This is a genomic window from Halobellus inordinatus (assembly GCF_024498335.1).
In the GTDB taxonomy this organism is placed as follows: domain Archaea; phylum Halobacteriota; class Halobacteria; order Halobacteriales; family Haloferacaceae; genus Haloquadratum; species Haloquadratum inordinatus.
The window spans coordinates 2,371,192-2,389,091 of record NZ_CP101825.1 but is presented as its reverse complement, the minus strand read 5'-3'; the positions used below and the strand labels follow the sequence as shown (position 1 = coordinate 2,389,091).

The 17,900-nt window shown below is 62.6% G+C and carries 17 protein-coding genes; 5 read left to right on the top strand and 12 right to left on the bottom strand.

All coding sequences use genetic code 11. The features are described 5' to 3' along the window. Positions 1 to 69: 69 nt before the first annotated feature. On the top strand, positions 70 to 1,404 hold the full coding sequence (locus NO362_RS12160; RefSeq protein ID WP_256545482.1) for a RimK family alpha-L-glutamate ligase: 1,335 nt from the start codon (positions 70 to 72) through the stop codon (positions 1,402 to 1,404). Positions 1,405 to 1,493: 89 nt separating this feature from the next. Here the strand turns inward: NO362_RS12160 and NO362_RS12155 are convergent, their stop codons facing one another. The 4 genes from NO362_RS12155 to NO362_RS12140 form a co-directional block, all read right to left on the bottom strand. Then, positions 1,494 to 2,294 carry an energy-coupling factor ABC transporter ATP-binding protein gene (locus NO362_RS12155; RefSeq protein ID WP_343218097.1) on the bottom strand — a complete coding sequence of 267 codons (801 nt, stop codon included), beginning with the start codon at positions 2,292 to 2,294 and terminating at the stop codon, positions 1,494 to 1,496. A 68-nt stretch (positions 2,295 to 2,362) separates the two neighbouring features. Next, complete coding sequence (locus NO362_RS12150; protein ID WP_256545480.1) at positions 2,363 to 3,166, bottom strand: energy-coupling factor transporter transmembrane component T family protein; 804 nt, start codon at positions 3,164 to 3,166, stop codon at positions 2,363 to 2,365. Between the two features lie 6 nt (positions 3,167 to 3,172). Further along, positions 3,173 to 3,496, bottom strand: coding sequence for a cobalamin transport operon protein (locus NO362_RS12145; RefSeq protein ID WP_256545479.1), 324 nt, complete (start codon positions 3,494 to 3,496; stop codon positions 3,173 to 3,175). Continuing rightward, on the bottom strand, positions 3,496 to 4,173 hold the full coding sequence (locus NO362_RS12140; protein WP_256289661.1) for an energy-coupling factor ABC transporter permease: 678 nt from the start codon (positions 4,171 to 4,173) through the stop codon (positions 3,496 to 3,498). The genes NO362_RS12145 and NO362_RS12140 overlap by 1 nt, the downstream gene beginning before the upstream one ends. 224 nt (positions 4,174 to 4,397) lie before the next feature. Between NO362_RS12140 and NO362_RS12135 the strand changes: the two genes are divergently transcribed. Both NO362_RS12135 and NO362_RS12130 read left to right on the top strand, forming a co-directional pair. Continuing rightward, positions 4,398 to 5,510 (top strand): pyridoxal-phosphate-dependent aminotransferase family protein, encoded by a 1,113-nt coding sequence (locus NO362_RS12135; protein WP_256545478.1) that lies wholly within the window; start codon positions 4,398 to 4,400, stop codon positions 5,508 to 5,510. Positions 5,511 to 5,587: 77 nt separating this feature from the next. Then, on the top strand, positions 5,588 to 5,998 hold the full coding sequence (locus NO362_RS12130) for an SRPBCC family protein (protein ID WP_256545477.1): 411 nt from the start codon (positions 5,588 to 5,590) through the stop codon (positions 5,996 to 5,998). 182 nt (positions 5,999 to 6,180) lie between these two features. On the opposite strand, the gene NO362_RS12125 is transcribed toward NO362_RS12130, so the two are convergent. Beyond that, positions 6,181 to 6,915, bottom strand: a complete 735-nt coding sequence (locus NO362_RS12125; protein WP_256545476.1) for a helix-turn-helix domain-containing protein — start codon at positions 6,913 to 6,915, stop codon at positions 6,181 to 6,183. Positions 6,916 to 7,093: 178 nt separating this feature from the next. Here NO362_RS12125 and NO362_RS12120 point away from each other — a divergent pair, with 178 nt between their 5' ends. Continuing rightward, positions 7,094 to 8,386 carry an MFS transporter gene (locus tag NO362_RS12120; protein WP_256545475.1) on the top strand — a complete coding sequence of 431 codons (1,293 nt, stop codon included), beginning with the start codon at positions 7,094 to 7,096 and terminating at the stop codon, positions 8,384 to 8,386. 212 nt (positions 8,387 to 8,598) lie between these two features. Here NO362_RS12120 and NO362_RS12115 read toward each other — a convergent pair whose 3' ends face one another. Next, entirely contained in the window at positions 8,599 to 9,432 is an 834-nt protein-coding gene (locus NO362_RS12115) for a universal stress protein (protein ID WP_256545474.1), read from the bottom strand. Between the two features lie 723 nt (positions 9,433 to 10,155). Between NO362_RS12115 and NO362_RS12110 the strand changes: the two genes are divergently transcribed. Further along, positions 10,156 to 10,755, top strand: coding sequence for a DUF5789 family protein (locus NO362_RS12110; RefSeq protein WP_256545473.1), 600 nt, complete (start codon positions 10,156 to 10,158; stop codon positions 10,753 to 10,755). Positions 10,756 to 10,856: 101 nt separating this feature from the next. On the opposite strand, the gene NO362_RS12105 is transcribed toward NO362_RS12110, so the two are convergent. The 6 genes from NO362_RS12105 to NO362_RS12080 form a co-directional block, all read right to left on the bottom strand. After that, complete coding sequence (locus tag NO362_RS12105; RefSeq protein ID WP_256545472.1) at positions 10,857 to 12,107, bottom strand: RNA-guided endonuclease InsQ/TnpB family protein; 1,251 nt, start codon at positions 12,105 to 12,107, stop codon at positions 10,857 to 10,859. A gap of 486 nt (positions 12,108 to 12,593) precedes the next feature. Then, on the bottom strand, positions 12,594 to 13,946 hold the full coding sequence (locus tag NO362_RS12100; protein WP_256545471.1) for an APC family permease: 1,353 nt from the start codon (positions 13,944 to 13,946) through the stop codon (positions 12,594 to 12,596). A gap of 452 nt (positions 13,947 to 14,398) precedes the next feature. Next, positions 14,399 to 15,781, bottom strand: a complete 1,383-nt coding sequence (locus tag NO362_RS12095; RefSeq protein ID WP_256545470.1) for an NAD(P)/FAD-dependent oxidoreductase — start codon at positions 15,779 to 15,781, stop codon at positions 14,399 to 14,401. Between the two features lie 81 nt (positions 15,782 to 15,862). Then, positions 15,863 to 16,186, bottom strand: coding sequence for a DUF7521 family protein (locus tag NO362_RS12090; RefSeq protein ID WP_256289652.1), 324 nt, complete (start codon positions 16,184 to 16,186; stop codon positions 15,863 to 15,865). Then, positions 16,186 to 16,527, bottom strand: a complete 342-nt coding sequence (locus tag NO362_RS12085; RefSeq protein WP_121569356.1) for a winged helix-turn-helix domain-containing protein — start codon at positions 16,525 to 16,527, stop codon at positions 16,186 to 16,188. Before NO362_RS12085 ends, NO362_RS12090 begins: the two co-directional genes overlap by 1 nt. A gap of 124 nt (positions 16,528 to 16,651) precedes the next feature. Next, positions 16,652 to 17,899 (bottom strand): hypothetical protein, encoded by a 1,248-nt coding sequence (locus NO362_RS12080; protein WP_256545469.1) that lies wholly within the window; start codon positions 17,897 to 17,899, stop codon positions 16,652 to 16,654. Position 17,900 lies beyond the last annotated feature (1 nt).

The window sequence follows — 17,900 nt, the reverse complement described above, 5'->3', positions numbered from 1 at the left end:
GCGGTACGGTCCGCCCCGGAGCGTGTCGAACAATGGACGTTATCATCAGATCTACGAGGGAAAGTACCGATGAGTGAGACGCCGGTCCGCGTCGGCGTCTTGAGCCTCCACAACAGCAAGGAGACGAAAGCGATTCTGAACGCCGTCGAGGCGCTCGGCCACGACACCGAGTGGCTCCGATCCGAGAATACGGTCGTGCGGCTCGGCGGCGACGAGGCGACGCTCGATCCCGACGTCGACGTGGTCGTCAATCGACTCCTCCTCTCGAATACGGATCAGCCTGCGGAGGAACTCGGGCTAGCGCGGACGCTGGCGGGCGTGCGACCGATGCTGAATACCCCAGACGCGACGGCGCAGGCGGCGCACAAGACCGCCGCCGCAGTCGAACTGATCAACGAGGGGCTTCCGGTTCCGCGCACCGCACTGGCGCTCAGCAACGACCGGCTCAACGAACTCCGCGGGGAGTTCGGGGAGGAGGCCGTCTACAAGACAGCCATCGGGACGCACGGCGGCGGCGCGTGGAAAGTGAAGACTAGCGATCCGCTGACAGCCCGCGTCGGGAAGCGACGGGCGTTTCTGCAGGAGCTCGTCGGTCGGGACGACGAACCCCCGCACGATCTTCGGGTGTACGTCGTCGCCGACGAGGTGATCGGCGCGATGTGCCGCTACGCCGCCGACAGCGACTGGCGAACGAACGTCGCCCGCGGCGGGAGCGTCGAGGACGTGACAGAATCCGTTCCAGCGGAGGTCTTAGAACTCGCTCGGCAAGCGGCGGCGGCGGTCGACCTCGACTACGCCGGCGTCGATCTCATCGAGGGCGACGACGGCTGGTACATTCTGGAAGTGAACCCGACGGCCGGCTTCAAAGGCTTCTACCGGGCGACGGGGCGCAGTCCGGCCCCGTACATCGCTCGGCAGGCGATCGAACACGCCGGCGCTTCGGTCGACCTCGAGCGGGTAGAGAGCCTCTCGTCGACGCTCGACGACTCGGTGCCCGCCTGTAAACCGGCGCCGGTGTCAGTCACTCCCGAGGAGGCGATCACGATCGGCTTCACCGAACAGGTGGTCGTCAGCGGGACCAGCGGACGGAAGACGGTCGTAGCCAAGTCTGACTCCGGAGCGTCCAGAACGAGCATCGATCTGCGGCTCGCCGCGGACATCGGTGCTGGCCCGATTCATACTGTTTCGCGCGTGCGCTCGGGGAGTTCGAAGCAGTCCAAGACGCGGCCGGTCGTCGACCTCGTCGTCGGGATCGGCGGCGAGCAGTACACCGTCGCCGCGAACATCGAAGACCGGACGCATATGACGCATCCGCTTCTACTGGGGCGCGACATCCTGAAGAATTACCGCCTCGACGTGAGCCGGCGCGTCGAAGATCACGCGGAAGTGTCCGGTGAGGAGTAGTCCCGACAGGGTCATACTGTCGGACAGACGTTCGCGTATCATATCGGCACGGGGTACCGATACGCCTCACATAGTTCTGTCCGACAGTATCAGGCGTCCGTCCCGTCGGCGACTGTGCGGGCGGTTCGATCGGTCGTCGACGCGTCCGCGATGGCGGCGGCGAGTTCGCTCTCGGTGACCGGCCGTTCGGACGTGTCGAGGCCCGCCGACCGGGCGACGCGGACCGGACTCGGGGGGTGGAGGTTCGCCGTCGCAAGCAGCTCGTCGTCGTAGAACACCTCTCGCGGCGTCCCACAGCCGACGATGTTGCCGTCGGCCATCACGCAGACGCGGTCTGCCACCTCGGCCGCGAAGTCGAGATCGTGCGTCGAGAGCACGACGCTGACGCCGTCCCTGTGGACCTGTTCGATATGTCTGGCGACCAGCCGAGAGCGTTCGGGATCCAACCCCGCGAGCGGTTCGTCGAGGACGATCACGCTCGGCTGCAGCGCCAGCACGCCGGCCAGCCCCACGAGCCGTTTTTCGCCGCCGCTCAGGTAGTGCGGAATCCGGTCTTCGAGGTGGCCAGCGTCGACCGCATCGAGCGCGTCGCGAGCGCGTTCGATCGCTTCCGCACCCGAGACGCCGTAGTTCTGGAGCCCGAACAGCACGTCGTCGCGGACGGTCGGCGCGACGAGTTGGGCGTCTGCGTCCTGGAAGACGAAGCCGACCGTCTTCCGGGCGCGTCGCTCGTCGCCGTTGGCGACGGGCGTTCCCTCGATCACGAGTTCGCCTTCGTCGGGGACGAGCGTCGCGTTCAGATGCTCGAGCAACGTCGACTTCCCCGCGCCGTTCCCGCCGAGTAGCGCGACGACCTCGTCGGGGTAGACGCTGAACTCGACGTCGTGCATTCCGACTGTTCCGTCCGGGTACGTGTGCGCTTCACATCGCAGATCGACGAGGGGCGTCTCCGCGCGGTTCACAGCACCACCCCCGTCGTGACCGCGGCGTACCCGAGTACGGCGGCGTAGGAACCGCCGACCAGAAGGGTTTCGTGGATCGGCGGCCGCGGCACGTCGCCGTACAGCGTCAGGTCGCCGTCGTACCCGCGCGCTTCCATCGACTTGACGAGCCGTTCGGCCCGCTCGATGGCCGACAGCATCGTCATTCCGAGAATGCGTGCGTAGAGGCGCTTGTTCGACCAGAACTCCGAGAGGTTCCCGCCGCGGGCCACAGCGGCTTTCACCAGGTCTTCGAGCGTCTCGATCATCACGAACGTGAACCGGTAGGTGAGCAGCGCGACTTGGTCGACCGGCCGCGGAAGGACCCGCCCCAAGACGTAGGCGACGTCGGAGTACCGGGTCGTCATCGCGGCCGCCAGCGTGAACGTGACGACGGTCAGCGACCGGAAGCCGAGTTCGAGGAACAATACGAGACCGGCGACCGTCACCGAAACGTCTCCGAGCGGCGTCGCGAGCGCGCCACCGATCGGCGTGCCCGGTTCGAGGAACGCCAGCGGGCCCGCCACGGAGACGATAAAGAGCATCGGGACCGTGTACCAGCGCAGCAACCGCCCGGCCGGGAGCCCCGCCGTGACGTACACGAGAAGGACGACGGCGTAGAGGCCTGCAAGCACTGCGGCCCGGTCGACCACCGTCACGGCGAGCACGAGCGCGCCGACGACGCCGAGTTTCGTCCAGGGATTGACGTGGTGAAGCGGCCCGTCGCGGCGCTCGGCGTAGGCCGTGACGAGTCGCGGGTCCGGCACGTGATTCGAGAGCATCTTCGGTTACCGTCCCGTCCGTTTTGCGTCGTCGAGGCCGCGGTATCGGTCGGCGTAGACGTACAGTCCGACGCCGACGAGCGCGAAGAGAGCCGCGACGGCGAGGAACTCGACGACCAGACCACCGTTCCGGATCGGGCCGGCGACGACGACCCCGCGTCCGAGGTCGACGAGCGCGCCGCCGCCCTCCTGGATACCGCGCTGCAGCGTCGTCGCCGACCGCTTGGCCCACGGAACCGCGCCGCCGGTGGCAGCGAAACCCCACAGCCCCGCGGCGAAAAACACCGCCAGGAGGCCGAGCAGGCTGCCGTACTGCGTCCAGCGCTTCATCAGGCCGTCACCTCCGAGGCGTCGCGGCCGAGACGGTCGACGAGGCCGACGAGGTCGGGGCGGACCGACGCGAGGAACTGTACGACGAACCCGGTCAAGAGCCCCTCGACGACGGCGACGCCCAGATTCAGCCCGACCAATCCGGCGACAGCGACCGTGAGGTCAGCGCGGGGGAGGGCACTCCCGTTGACGCCGCTGACGACGATGATCGCCCCCATCAACACCGCGCCGGCCGAGAGACCGAGCGTCGCCGCCCCCGTGCTCGCGGGGAAGACGTCCCAGTCCAATCCGACCAGCGTGCGGAACGCGTAGTAGGCCACGACGGCCTCCGACGCGTTGACGAGCGTGTTTGCGCCCAACAATCCGACGGCACCGTGTCCGAGCGCCGCCGAGAAGATGTTCACCACGAGCGCGATCAGCGCGCCGAGGAGCGGCCCGGCGAGGATGCCGACGAGGCCGGTGAGGTTCATATGGATCCCGCCCCACACTGGGATGTTCAGCTGAAAGACCGCGAAGCTCGCCGCGCCGGCGATGCCGGCGAGCGCGATCTGGCGGGTCTCGATACCGCCTTTCCGAATGCGGTAGACGACCACGCCGATGAGCCCGGTACCGATGAGTGTCCAGAGAGCGAGCGCCCAGAGCGGGAACGAACCTTCGCCGAGGTGAATGTGTGCCATCGAGTAATAAATCTACGACACAAAATAATAAATTTGGCTATTCGATATTTTCTTGTTATTAATATTGCTCGCGGTACAGCAGCAGGCGAGGACAGCTCATCAGTCGTCAGATCCCAACCGGCCCCGCACAGGTAGCCACGCCAGAAGCACCGCCGTCCATCCCAGTGGGGAATCAAAAGTACCATGACCTCCCGCTGCGCAGTTGACCGTAGCTAGGTGATTCCGTGACCCAGAAACGCGAATACAAAGACGACTATCCGGACAAGACGCTGTACATCCCGGGGCCGACTGAGGTACGCGAGGACGTCATCGAGGAGATGTGCCAGCCGATGTTCGGTCACCGAATGGACCGGATGACGGACCTGTACACGACGATCGTCGAGGACACGAAGGACTTCCTCGGCACCGACAACGACGTGATGATCCTCACGGCGTCGGGGACGGAGTTCTGGGAGGCGTCCACGCTGAACCTCGTCGACGAGAACATACTCGTGCCGACCTGCGGGAGTTTCAGCGAGCGCCACGCCAACGTGGCCGAGCGGCTCGGCAAGAACGTCGACCGCCTCGAATACGAGTGGGGGCAGGCGGTCAAACCCGAAGACGTGCGAGCGGCGATCGAAGAGAGCGACAAACACTACGACGTCGTCGCGTGCGTGATGAACGAGAGTTCGACCGGCGTCCGAAACCCCATCGAGGAGATCGGTGACGTCGTCGCCGAGTACCCCGACACCTACTTCGTGGTCGACGCGGTGTCGTCGCTGGGCGGTGACTACGTCGACATCGACGAACACAACATCGACGTCATCTTCGCCTCGACGCAGAAGGCGTTCGCGATGCCGCCGGGACTGGCCGTCTGCGTCGTCAGCGACGACGCCTACGAGCGCGAACTCGAGAAGGACGAGGCGTCGTGGTACGGCGGCTTCCAGCGCGCGCTCGATTACTACGATCGGAAAGGTCAGACGCACTCCACGCCGGCGATCCCGGTAATGCTGGCGTACCGCAAGCAGATGAAGTATATGCTCGAAGAGGGTCACGAGGGGCGCTCGGACCGTCACCGGGAGATGGCCGAGTACACGCGCGAGTGGGCGCACGAACACTTCGACATGTTCCCCGAGACGGGCTATGAGTCCCAGACGGTGGCCTGCATCGAGAACACGCAGGGCATCGACGTCGCCGGGACGATCGACGCCGTCTCCGAGCAGTACGACATGGTCTTCTCGAACGGCTACGGCTCGACCCTCGGCGAGAAGACGTTCCGCATCGGTCATATGGGCGAACACGACCTCGAGTCGATCAAGGCCCTGACGGACGCCATCGAAGACGTCGCCGACATCTAATCGAACGGCGAGCCACTCCTCGGCAACCGCCGTGCGCCGCCGTGAGTGTTATTCACACGGCGGTCGTCTGTCACACTGTGACGACGCACCGCGAGATCGCGGAGACGCCGGACGGCCGCCGACTGATCGTCTCCCGGCAGATCGACGCCGCCCCCGATCGCGTGTGGGACCTGTTCATCGACACCCAGCAGTGGCCGCGGTGGGGGCCGTCGATAACTGCCGTCGAGTGTCGGGACCGTCGGATCAGCGAGGGGACGACCGGCCGCATTCGAACTGTCGGCGGCCTCCGGGTCTCGTTCGTCGTCACCGCCTGTGCCGACCACCGCTGGACCTGGCGCGTCGCCGGCATTCCGGCGACGGGGCATCGCGTCGAGAGAGTAGATGGGGGCTGCTGCGCCGCCTTCGAGATCCCGTTACTCGCAGCCCCGTACGCGGCGGTCTGCCGGCGGGCGCTGCGGAATATCGACGCGCTCGCGACCACTTCCTGAGCGGCGCCGACTCCAGCGTTTGGATGCGGGTCGGTGGATTCTGTCTGCCTGAAACGTGCTCGATACCAATGCGTCCAGTCACACGAGACAACAGGACTGTCTCGGGGTCGTCGAGGACGCCGTTGCAACCCTCACGATCGCCCCGGACGGAGTACCAATACCGTCCGTATGAAACGGCTTGATCAGTCTGCTCGCTGCTCGGGCTGTCGGTTCCGTTCTACCTCTAATGGGTCTCCCGTCGACGTCGCCGTAACCAGTCGCAAAAACTGTCCGGCGTTCGTGAGAATCTTGTTCTCCGCCTTCCGGAGGTGTTCTTCGTACGTCGAGCGCGCGACGGCCGTCTGCTCTGCCAGCGCTCGGAGCGACGTCTTCCGGGGCTGCTCGTAATACCCGCTCTCTAACGCCAACCGCAACGCCGCCATCTGTCGGTCGGTCACGTCTTCGAACAACTGATCGACCGGGGCGAGCATACTGTGGGGAATCTGCTGTTCCGTGATCGCCGTCTTCGAGAGCACCTCGATGTCGCGGTCGGCTTCCAGATCCTGCAGGAGTGCGCGGACGTCGCTCTCGTCGAATGCGATCACCGAGTAGTGCTCCCAGCCCTGGCGGTGAACCGTCGGTGGCTGATACAGGGTGTTGTACTTCTCGAACCGTTCGATGATCGAGTCTTCGAGCGAGCAGAGACAAGACTGGGTGACGACGTGAAGCCCCGATTCGTCGACCGACCTGTGCAGAACCGTTCCGAGGCCGCCTATTTCGTCGAGGAGTTCGTCCGCCGGCGTTCCTGGCGACGTGAGTTCGACCACCTGACAGTCACTCAGATACCACTCACGGATGGTGAGATCCGGGTGATGCTCCGAAATTTCGCGATACGGACACTCGTGTTTGACCCGAAACGAAGCCTCGTACAGACTCATCGTGTTGTATCTGTGCTAAAATAAATTAACAGTACCGGCTATGTCCGGCAGTACCTATATCCCAATATGTCTCATACGGGTGTATACTGATGCCGGAACGCAGCCCTGATCGAGTCAGTAACGAATTACCGGATAGCAACGGTGAGCAGCGCGCCGTGACGTTCGACGGGGGTGAACTATGAGTACAGACACTGAACTCAAACAGGGTATCCGCGAACACCTCGGGCAGTTCTCGCTGCACGTCCTCCTGGTGTTCGCGACTGGGCTGACTATCGGGTCCGAACGGGCGGTCGTGCCCGTCCTCGGCCGGGACGTGCTCGGCGTCGAGTCGCTGTTCGTGATCGGGTCGTTCGTCGTCTCGTTCGGCTTCGTCAAAGGACTCTTGAACCTCTACGCCGGCAAGTGGGGCGGCGAGTACGGCCGCAAGCCCGTGCTCGTCCTCGGGTGGGCGACTGCACTCCCGCTTCCCGTCATTCTCATCTTCGCGCCCAGTTGGGGCTGGATCACCGTCGGGAACGTCCTGCTGGGCATCAACCAGGCGCTGACCTGGAGTATGGCGATCAACGCCAAAATCGACATCGCGGGGCCGGATCAGCGCGGTCTCGCCGTCGGTATCGACGAGGCGTTCGGCTACACCGGCGTCGCCGTCGGGGCCTGGGTCACCGGCGTCATCGCGGCCCGGACGAGCCTCCGGCCAGAGCCGTTCTACTTCCTCGCAGCCGTCGTCGTGCTCGCGTTCCTCATCTCGATCTTCCTGATCAAAGAGACCGTCCAACTCGCAGAGGCGGAGGTCGACGACGAAGACCACCACGACGCGAACCTCCCGTTCGTCGACGTGCTGAAGCGCGCGACCTACGGCGACAAGACGCTGTTCGCGGCGGCACAGGCCGGCCACATCGAGAAGTTCGTCGATACGCTGTTCTGGCTCGCCGTCCCGCTGTATCTCACCAGCCAGGGGCTTGGAATCGCGGCAGTCGGGTTCGTCGTCGGCGTTCACAGCGCGATGTACTTCCTGCAGATTGCGACCGGCGGACTCGCCGACCGCATCGGCCGCCGACCACCTGTCCTCGCCGGAATGTTCCTCACTGGGGCTGGCGTCCTCGGGATGGTCCTCGTCGAGGGCTATCTCCCGTGGACCGTGCTCTCTGGTGTGTCCGGCCTCGGAATGGCGTTGCTCTACCCGAATCTGATGACCGTTCCCGGCGACGCCGCCCATCCGACGTGGCGCGCGACCGGGATGGGCGTCTACCGTATGTGGCGCGACTCGGGGTATGGCGTCGGTGCGATCCTTATCGGGCTCTCGATGGAGTTCGTGAACGCCGAGGCGGCGTTCTACATCATCGCCGCCCTGATGTTCGTCTCCGGGGCGGTCGTGTACGTCTGGATGGAAGAGACGCACCCCGACTTCGGAACCCACGAACCACCTGCGCCCGCGCCTGAGCAGGCGAGTCAGACGGTCGCACAAGACTAACGTTCGCGTTTGCAATTGATTCTGGGTACAGCGAAAGTGATATCGACGGTTTGTGCCTGTTCTGGAGAGAACTGACGACCGATTAGGTAACGGATTTCGAGAAGAGTCCGCCGTGTTCCGGCCGAACACGGTCGATGGCAAGGAAATGTAAACACCGTCCATCTGACTAATCGATCGAGCTCATAATTGACAAATTCCAGTCGCAAATGACGTCATTCAGTGTCTTGTCGTACGGTGAGTACGGGTGCATCGCTCGTGCGCAGGGTCCTCTCAGTGACGCTGCCAAGTAGATGGCGGCGTATCCCCGAGCGTCCGTGTGTTCCCATCGTAACGAGGTCGATTCCGTGAGCACTGACGAAATTGTTGATCACCTCGTGGGGTGTCCCGGACTGTATATGGGTAGTGAGAGAGACGTCGCGGTCAGATGCTTCTTCCGCAACTGCTTCAAGTACCTCGACCGCTTCATCACGTAGCGAGTCACCAATTGGCGGCAGTCCCGTCTCGCCTTCGATCACATAGAGCACGCGTACAGAGGCACCCGACCGTTCGGCAATGGATATTCCGTGTTCGACCGCAGCAGCAGCACCGGGGCTCCCGTCTGTCGGGATGAGAATTCTATCGTATCCCCCGCGCTCTCGACCGATCGCGTGTGGTGGCACTGCTAACACGGGATCGTTGCTCAACCGAATCACGCGCTCGGTGACGCTGCCGAGGAGGACCCGACTCAGCCCACGTCGCCCGTGCGTCCCCATAACGATGAGATCGATATCGTTCTCCGATGAATAGGACAGGATCGCTTCGTGCGGACGTCCGTGCTCGATGACTGATTGGGAGGAAAGGTCTGATTCCTGTTCGATGAGTTCCTCTAGTTTCGATATGGCGTCTTGAGCCTGTGCATCTGCCAGGCGTTCGGAACGCTCGGTATCACCAGTGACGCTGATGACGTGGATGGAAGCGTCGAATGTCTCTGCGATCACGAGTCCGTGACGAGCGGCGGCTTCGGCAGATGGACTTCCGTCGGTCGGAACGAGTATTCGGTCGTACATAGAGGAATCTTGGCGGCCATCTTACTATGTTCTTGTGTACCATACGTCGTGGACACGTGGTTTGTGTGGAAGACGTGTACCGAGGGTGGCTACGAAAGACGAGAACGAGCAAGTGAACCCAAATCACCGGCTGTGTTGCGACCGTATGGCTTCTGCCGATACCGCTGTTTCTCAAACGTATGGACGAACGACAGACCTCCAGCGCTTGCCAACCGCCCTGCGACCCGAACATAAGCGCTGCAAACCCTCGGAATCTGCCCCGACGAGGAACATCGCTGTCTGTTGATTTCGATGAGTGGAATGGGAGTCGCCGTACACGCGGGATGTCTCGGTGACGGCGAGAGCGATGCCGCCTTGACCACCGTGGTACTTCTTGATTAGGGTGGACGGGTCGAGGTCGAGATATCCGAAGATGAGATCCTGTTGTATCCCGAACTCAACGTTGGTGACTGGATTCTACCGGTGAAGTTGAAGGTATCGCCCGGAACACTACCGGGCGAGAATCTACTAGTAGGCCCGGTGGAACTAAAATAGAACGTTTTGGGCTTTAAACCAGTAAATACGACACAGATGCCGAACTCCGGGATTGGAGACACGACTCTGTGATAATTTTGAACACGGGTGAACTTTGAGCCGTTGATGTCGGTGACGTGACAACAAGACGCCAGGAATTCCGGGTTCACCAGCCACAGGCCTATCCGACTAGAGAGCCTACAATCGAAGATGGCAGATGACAAGAACAGCCGAGAGAAGCAAGCGCGGGACACCGATAGACGTCAGCGAGAGCGCGACGTTGCTGCAGAACTAGAGCGGGGGGACGAACCGGAGCCACCGGTAGAGGCAGAAGAGTTCGGCGATCTTGAGTCGGAACTCGAATCAGTTGAATTCCCGGCAACGGGGGCCCAGCTCATCGCTGCCGCCGGCGACCTCAAGGTTGAATCGGCCGACGGGAGCTACACGATCGAAGAACTCTTGCCGGCGACGGACGAGGAGACGTTCGATTCGCCCGTTGCCGTCAGTGTTGCAGTCCAGCGGCCGACCGTCGCCGCGGCCATGAAACGGGTTGTAGAAGCCAGCGAGACGCTCCCGAACGCGGATCTCCGTTGGTCACAGCGCAAAGCCTACGAAATGACGTTCAAGGAGCTCAAAGCCATTGACGCCGATGACGACGATGAAGGGATCCAGGCCATTAGCGATTGGATTATCGAACGCATTCGAGACAAAGAAAAACTTCCGGGATCCCGTGCTGTACGGCGACAAGCGGCCAAGTTCTGCCGGGCAAAGGGGTACCAAGTCCGCAACGATGAGTGGCTCGGGATATAGAGACAAACAATATGGAAGTGGCGTAAACTACCTCACCCTACTCCCTCGGCGCTCTGCGCCTCGGTCCTTGAGGGTGGGGCTTTGATGTGGACTCCCGGCAATCAGTCACCAGCAATAGGCCGGTAACTCTTGCCGCTCAACGTCCCACCAGTTATACGCAGGTCTACTTCTGCGTCTCCGTCCCCCGACGTGGGCGAGGAACGGAGTCTGTGTATTCGCTTCCGGGCGTAGCGTGCTCCGATATTCTTTGCTCCGTTATAATCCGCGTTCACTTCGTACCCGCATTTTTGGCACTTGAAGTGCTCTCCGTGGCGATTGTCCTCGTGTGTGAACCCACAGCCCGTCCGAGAACAGCGTTGGGACGTGTGGTTCGGCTCGACTTGCTCCACGGAGACTCCCTGTTCGGGGGCCTTGTAGGAGACGTACTCGAACAAGCGTCGGAACGCCCACACGTGGTGCCACTTCGCCTGCGGAAGTCGCTCACGAATGTCGGTCAAGTCCTCAAACACGATCACGTCGCAGTCGTGATCGACGGCTTCCGAGACGAGTTCGTTGGCGACTGTGTGAATGTACTGTTTCCGCCATGCTTCTTCGCGCTTGCCGAGCCGAACGAGCGCGTTGTGTGCGGCCTGCGTGCCGCGCTGTTGTATCTCTCCACGCCGTCTCTCGAACTCGCGGCACCAGTGGTCGTAGTCGTCTCCTTGCCAGAACGTACCGGTCGAAGAGACAGCGAGACTGTTGACGCCAAGGTCGATACCGAGGACCGTTTGGTCGGGGTGCTCGGTCTCTGTCGAAACCTCTGCGTCGTTACCGTCTGTCTGCCGAGTCGAAATGTGGAGGTAGAACTCGTCAGTCGCCGCGTCGTACCGAAGGGTACTCTCGCGGAACTCAAACTCCTCGGAGAGTACGTACTGCTCGTAGGGCGTCGGACTCTCTGCCGGGAGCACGAACGACGGTTCGACCCGGCTCTCAACTGTCGCCAGCGACACTTTGTTGCGGTAGAAGGTCGCGCTCCGCGTGTCGTAGTCCATCGTTTCGGCGGTGAACGTCGGGCAAGAGACGCGCTGACCCTTCTTCCAGCGTTCGACACACGCCTTGACGGCTTCGACAGCGCGGCGGATAGCGGCTTGGACGAGCTGTGCCTGTAGGTCCGTTTTCTCTCGGAGTTCGGAGTAGAGTGCGTCTCGAACCTGCCGTTTGTTGGTCTTGCACTCGGTGTATGAGGCGTCCGACCAACAGTAATCGGCAGTTCGGTTCGCACAGAACAGATATTGTTCGGCGGTTCTGTGGAGTGCGTCGCGTTGCTCGTCGGAAACGGCGAGTTTCACGACGACGGTTCGACGCACGTCCATATTTCAGAGAGTACATAACGGTACTTATGCGTTCGGGAGTCGGTGGGTCGCAGTATGCCGGTTGTATCACCGTGTCGGTTTCCTCTCCGGCCTACTCGCTCCCTCTGGTCGCTCCTTGAGGCCGGAGGCTCCACCTTGAGTTATGCTGAAATCCGATAACCAGGAGTGAGCAATACGCGCGCTTTATTCAGCGTGGACATCCAAACCTGACAGACATACAGCACCCCCGGCAGACACCATTCCCGGCCCGTCATCATCGATTTTCCCGGAAATACGCCGATAATGGGGCTCTCTGTGGACTACTCTGTCCAGACAATAGACCCAGTTGAAACTAGTTGAATTATTCACAATTAATTCTAGTAGCATATAAGAATGTACGCCCGGAACACTACCGGGCGATAAACTACTAGTAGGCTCGGTGGAAGTGCACGCGTGAGTCCATGCCGAACGAGGTCGTCTCGCCATTTTGAAATTCCGTCGCTTAGATCAACCTCTCTCCCCATCGTCTACATCGGGCGTAAACGAACTCCGCTCTACGTAGAGGAACTCGATGAGGAAGACTACAGCAAAGATTCCCACGATCCAGAGCAGAATCTCCACGTCAGTCTGATACAGGTGATAGAGAACAACCGGGAGTGCGACTCCTGTGCCGATCAGACCGAGTATTGGAATGAAGCGGTTCGAGCCCGTCTCGTCGGCAAGCACGATATTCGTGTAATTCGTGACTGCAAATGAGATCAGAAACGCCACTGATCCGAACTCAGTAATCTGTTTGAGAGTTCCCAGGGCTGCGAGTGCTGCCGTCAGACTACCGATAATTAGCAACGCGTAGACGGGGATTCCGTCACGGTTTCGGAACGAAAACACGCGCGGGAGTGCACCTTCTGTTGCAATCTTATGCACAAGCCGCGAGGTACCGAACAAGGTCGCGTTGATGCCCGACGAGGTGCTTTTCATTGCCGAAAGTATGACGAGAACAAACCCAGCACCCCCGAGAACGGGGATGTTGGAGACGGCCTCGGCCAGTGCGACCTCCTGATGGGCGAGGAGTTGCTCTGGCGTAAGGTGAAGTGTCGCCATAAACGAAACCGAGACGTAGATCAGCATCGCAATAGCGATGGCGGCGTACATCCCGATTGGCAACACCCGTTCCACGTTCTCGATGTCTTCGTAGTCATAGACCAGGAGTTGAAAGCCCTCGTAGGAGACGAAGATGATGGCGAATCCTGCGATGGGGCTGACGACGCCCTTGCTGAAGAAGTCGAGTGCTGCCACATTCCCATCATAAAAAATCACTCCGAGGGTTGCGAGCGACAGCAAAATGACGATTTTGATGTACACTGCGATATCTTCAAAGAGGCCAGTCTCGTTGACGCCCGTGAGGTTGAGACCGACGAATGTAGCGACAATCACGGTTGAGATAATCGGCCGCAGTAGTTGCGGGAGTTCGATCCCTGCGATGGCTCTCGCGGCAGTGAGCGTGTAGGCACCGAAGGCGAACGCGTACATCGCCATTACACCCACGTATCCGACGACGAGAACCCACCCCACGTACGCGGCGATAGTCGGGTTGCCGACGGTGTGCTCGACGAATGAAAAGACGCCACCGTGTTCCCCGAAGTGCAGCGTGAGTTTGAGATAGGAATAGGAAGTGAGGAGAGTGATGACGCCCGCAACGAGATACGATAATGGGACTGCATTACCGGCTTGCTGCATTGCGACGCCCAGTACAGCGTAGATTCCGCCCGAAACCATTCCGCCGACACCCATCGCAATGACCTCGAGGAGTCCGAGTTTCTCAGGACGACTGCGAGTCAGGAGAGAGCGGAGTGATTTCATAGGAGTCATAATTGAGACACACCGTTAGATTGTAACAAGCGTACTAGCCAAAAGCTTGTGAACTGATTAGTGGTGCTGTACACGGTTGCTTTTTCACTACACACGACGATACACTTTATCTTCCAAAATCGACGGGAGACATAAATACGGAAGACCTGTCTCAACGATAGACCATCCCGGAGCGACTCATATCATCAATAGATAGTATTAGTGACATACTCAAAATGTACGCCCGGAACACTAACGGCCGGCCTCATCCCGGGGCTGCGTGCCGCGTCGGCCGGGAAACCCTCGTGTCAGGCGGCCCGTCTTTGGGGCACGGACGTCCCATATGTCGCACACCCGGGTTCGCCGCCTCGTCATCGCTCCCGTGATGGGAGTACTCGGGCGGGGACTAAGGGTGCGCACCCGTATTACGAAGTCGACGCTCAAGGCCGTTCCGACTCAGCGCGCTACAGCGTGTATTCGGATTCGGTGAGTTGGACGTACTTGCCGTTGCGGAACGAGAACTTCGTGCGCTTGTAGGTCGTCACCAGTCGCGCCGCGCTGAAGCCCGCGCTGATGTTGCTCGTGTCGAACAGTCCGTAGCCCTCGCTGTTGTCGAGGAGTTTCCGGGCCGTCGAGAACGCCCAGTCCCAGTCGTCTGGGTCGTAATCGCGGACGACGTCAGCCATCGCGACGTTGCGGAGGATCTCGTCGCCGATGGCGTCCTTCCAGCGGTCGTTGTACGGCGAGAGATCTCCGGCGGCGGCGAGTTCGCCCGCGATCGCGCCGGTCCGGACGGCCGTGTGATCGCCGCCCTCGTGGAACGCCGAGGTCGACCCCATCGCGCCGCCGACGACGGCGATGCCCGCGTCGGTCGGCGAGTCGATCGGCCGCGTCGAGGAGATGGCGTACGTCTCGGTCCCACCGGACTTCCCGCGGTCCTCGACGAGGGGGAAATCCTCCGCTATGTCGTACTCGCCGCCGTACTCTTGTTCGAGGAGCCGGCGGATGTACTCGCGGCCCTGCGGGATCCGGTCGTCCTCGGGCTCTAAGAGCGGGTAGTCTTCGGGGTTCGCCAGGTCGTCGAGTTCCATCCCGATCGGCATCGTCAGGCCGATCCGCGCGACGTTGTCGTCGTTCGGGAAAATCCACGGGTAGGCGGTGTGGCCCGGCATATACCCCCACCAGAACTTGATCGCGCCCGCGACCTCCTCGAAGACGTCCGCGGGGAGGCGACGGTGTTCCTGGTAGGCGATGTGGTTCGTCTCCCGCGTCGAGAGGCGCTCGGTGACGTCGAACGGGAGATACTCGTCGAGCACGCCGGTCGTGACCTGTCGCTGCGGGCCGTCGGCGAGGATCAGAAAGTCGGCGCCGATGGCGTCGCCGCTCGCGAGTTCGACGCGGTGCCGCGGTCCGTCGCCGGTGTGATCGCTCTCGACGCCCCGAACTGAGACGCCGACCCGATAGGACGCTCCGGCGTCTTCCGCGCGGCCGCGGAGGAAGTCGTCGAAGCGCGCCCGCTGCATACAGAATCCGAAGTTGTCGTACGACGATTCGATCCCGGTCGACCGCAGCGTGATCGACTCGTTGGGCCCGATGAACTCCGCTCGATCCAACTCGCCGAGGACGACGTCGTCGGGCATCTCGTCGGGGTGGATGCCCATTATGTCGACCCAGTAGTCGAGGATGCCCGCGGCGTCCGTCGAGTCCGGTCCCAGTCGGTCCGGCCGATCCGCGCGCGGAACCCCCTTTTCGAGGACTACCGCGGACGCGCCGGCCGACGCGGCGGCGTGTCCGGCGGCCGACCCCGCAGGTCCCCCGCCGACGACTGCTACGTCGAATCGCTCCATATGGCTACAGCGACCCCGGTCCGGTATTATACTGTCGCTGTCGGGGGCGCAGAACAGATCCTGTCGAAGCGCGGGAGGTGGTCAGCGCCCGGTCGCGATCTGAAGCGAGTAGGCGATACATACCAGTCCGACGACCTGAGTCGTCCGGACGAGCAGGCGGATCACGTTCTGAAAGCGGATCGGGAGGACGCGGAACGCGATCAGCCCTTGGCCGGCGACAGCGAGCGTGTACGTCAGCCCGAAGAGGAGAATCATTCCGACAGAGAGCCACCGCATCGAGCGCTCGTCGTTCCGGCGGAGGCCGCGATACGCCTGATACCCGATATAGAGACCGAGGAGCGCCGAGAGTGTCGCTGCAGCGCCCGCCAGCAGGCCGATCGGGGAGCCGAGTCCGGCGACCGACATCAGAGCTTCCCCCACAGCCGCGTCAGTTGGTCGGCGACGTCGTCGCTCTCGCGTTCGATCTCCCACGACAACTCGCCGTCGCGGATCGTGACCTCGAAACGGTCGAGCCGAGAGGCATAGACCGTCTCGTGGTGTCCGTCCGACCGCGGTCGGGTCCGCTCGCCGACGAGGTCGGCCTCTGTCAGGCGGTCGAGCCGACGGTAGATCGACGACGTCGAGAGTTCACAGCGCGCTGCGAGTTCAGTGGCCGAACGCGGCGTCTCGCTCGTCGCGACGAGAATCGACCGCACGTGCTCGTCGTCGAGCAGCGCGACGACGGTTGCGAGGTCCACGTCGGCCATCTCACCCTCACGTATCATCCGACTCCGGCATAGATTCTGGGTCTCATACTGGATCGTCTCTGCGGTTGGTAGTCGGTCGGCTGTGGAACGCGACGAACCGGCGCTCGCCGTCACGACAGCGACGCTAGCCATCAGTCCCACCCCGAACGTCGCGGCCGAAGAGCACGTGGAATCCGACGCCGCCGGTCGAATAGACGAGGCTCACACCGGTCGCCTCCGGATCGTCGCTCAGATCGACGGTCGTCTCTGCACCGGCCGCGACCTCCCGAGTGCCGGTCCAGAGGTCGCGCTTTTCGATCTTCCCGGGCACAGACGGGCGGTCGAGGTCGTAATAGAGCCTGTCGGCGGGGACCGATTCGCCGGCCTCGTGACGGAACGTCACCGCGTCGGCGTCCGGATCGTAGGTCGCCCCCCACGTCACCTGCGGGAGGTCGTACTCGGGGGCGAGTTCGCGGTCGGAGCGAAGCGGGACCTGCGTCTCGACGGTCGCGACGCGCCCCTCGACCCGGACGTCGAACTCGTCGGCGCCGTCGACGAACCGGTAGTCGTCCTCGCGCAGTGCTGCTTCGAGAGCCGCGCTCGTCGGCGCCCGGCCGTCGGCGTAGTGATAGTGGACGACCTGATAGGCGGTGTCGTCGTCGAACCGAATCGCGTCGGCGAGCATCACCGGGCGGTCTGTCGGGTCGCGAACGCCCGTGTTGACGCCCAGATAGGGGTTGTCGCCCGCGGCCGCCGTGAGCCGATCGAAGGCGGCGTCGGCTTCGTGATACCGCTGTCGCTCGCCCGCTCCGGCATCGACGAGCGCTTCCAGGTTCGGGGCGTCGTGCTGGTACGCGCTCGTCCACACGATGGCGTCGTCGCCGATCGCGACCCGGCGGGGGACGTCAGACCGGACGAACGTCGCGTATCCGCGGTAGTCGCCGTCGCGTTCGTAGCCGGTGCCGGTGACGGTTCGTGTGACCTCGGCGCGGTCGAACGACGCCTCGACGACGACACCGAAGTTCGACCCGACGAATCGGTCGTAGTTCTCGAAGCCGATGCCGAAGGCGTCCAGTGCGGCTCTGGCGTGGGCCTGCCGTCCGACGAACTTTTCGGGAGCCTCCGGACGAAGCGCGGTCGAACCCAGCGCGGTGAAGTGGTACGGATCGGCCGAGGAGTCGACGCTCGACGGCGCCGGCAACCACTTTCGGTATCCGGGGTCGCCTGCTGGCGGGACGCCGACGCGGCCGTAGCGCTGGTCGCCGCCGAGTGGCGGGAGACTGGACAGACAGCCAGCCGTCAGTGTCGAGAGGGACACCGCGAGTGCCGCGCCGCCGCCGGAGAGCAACTGCCGTCGCGTTCGATCGGTGGAGGGCCGAGAGTCGGGGGACATA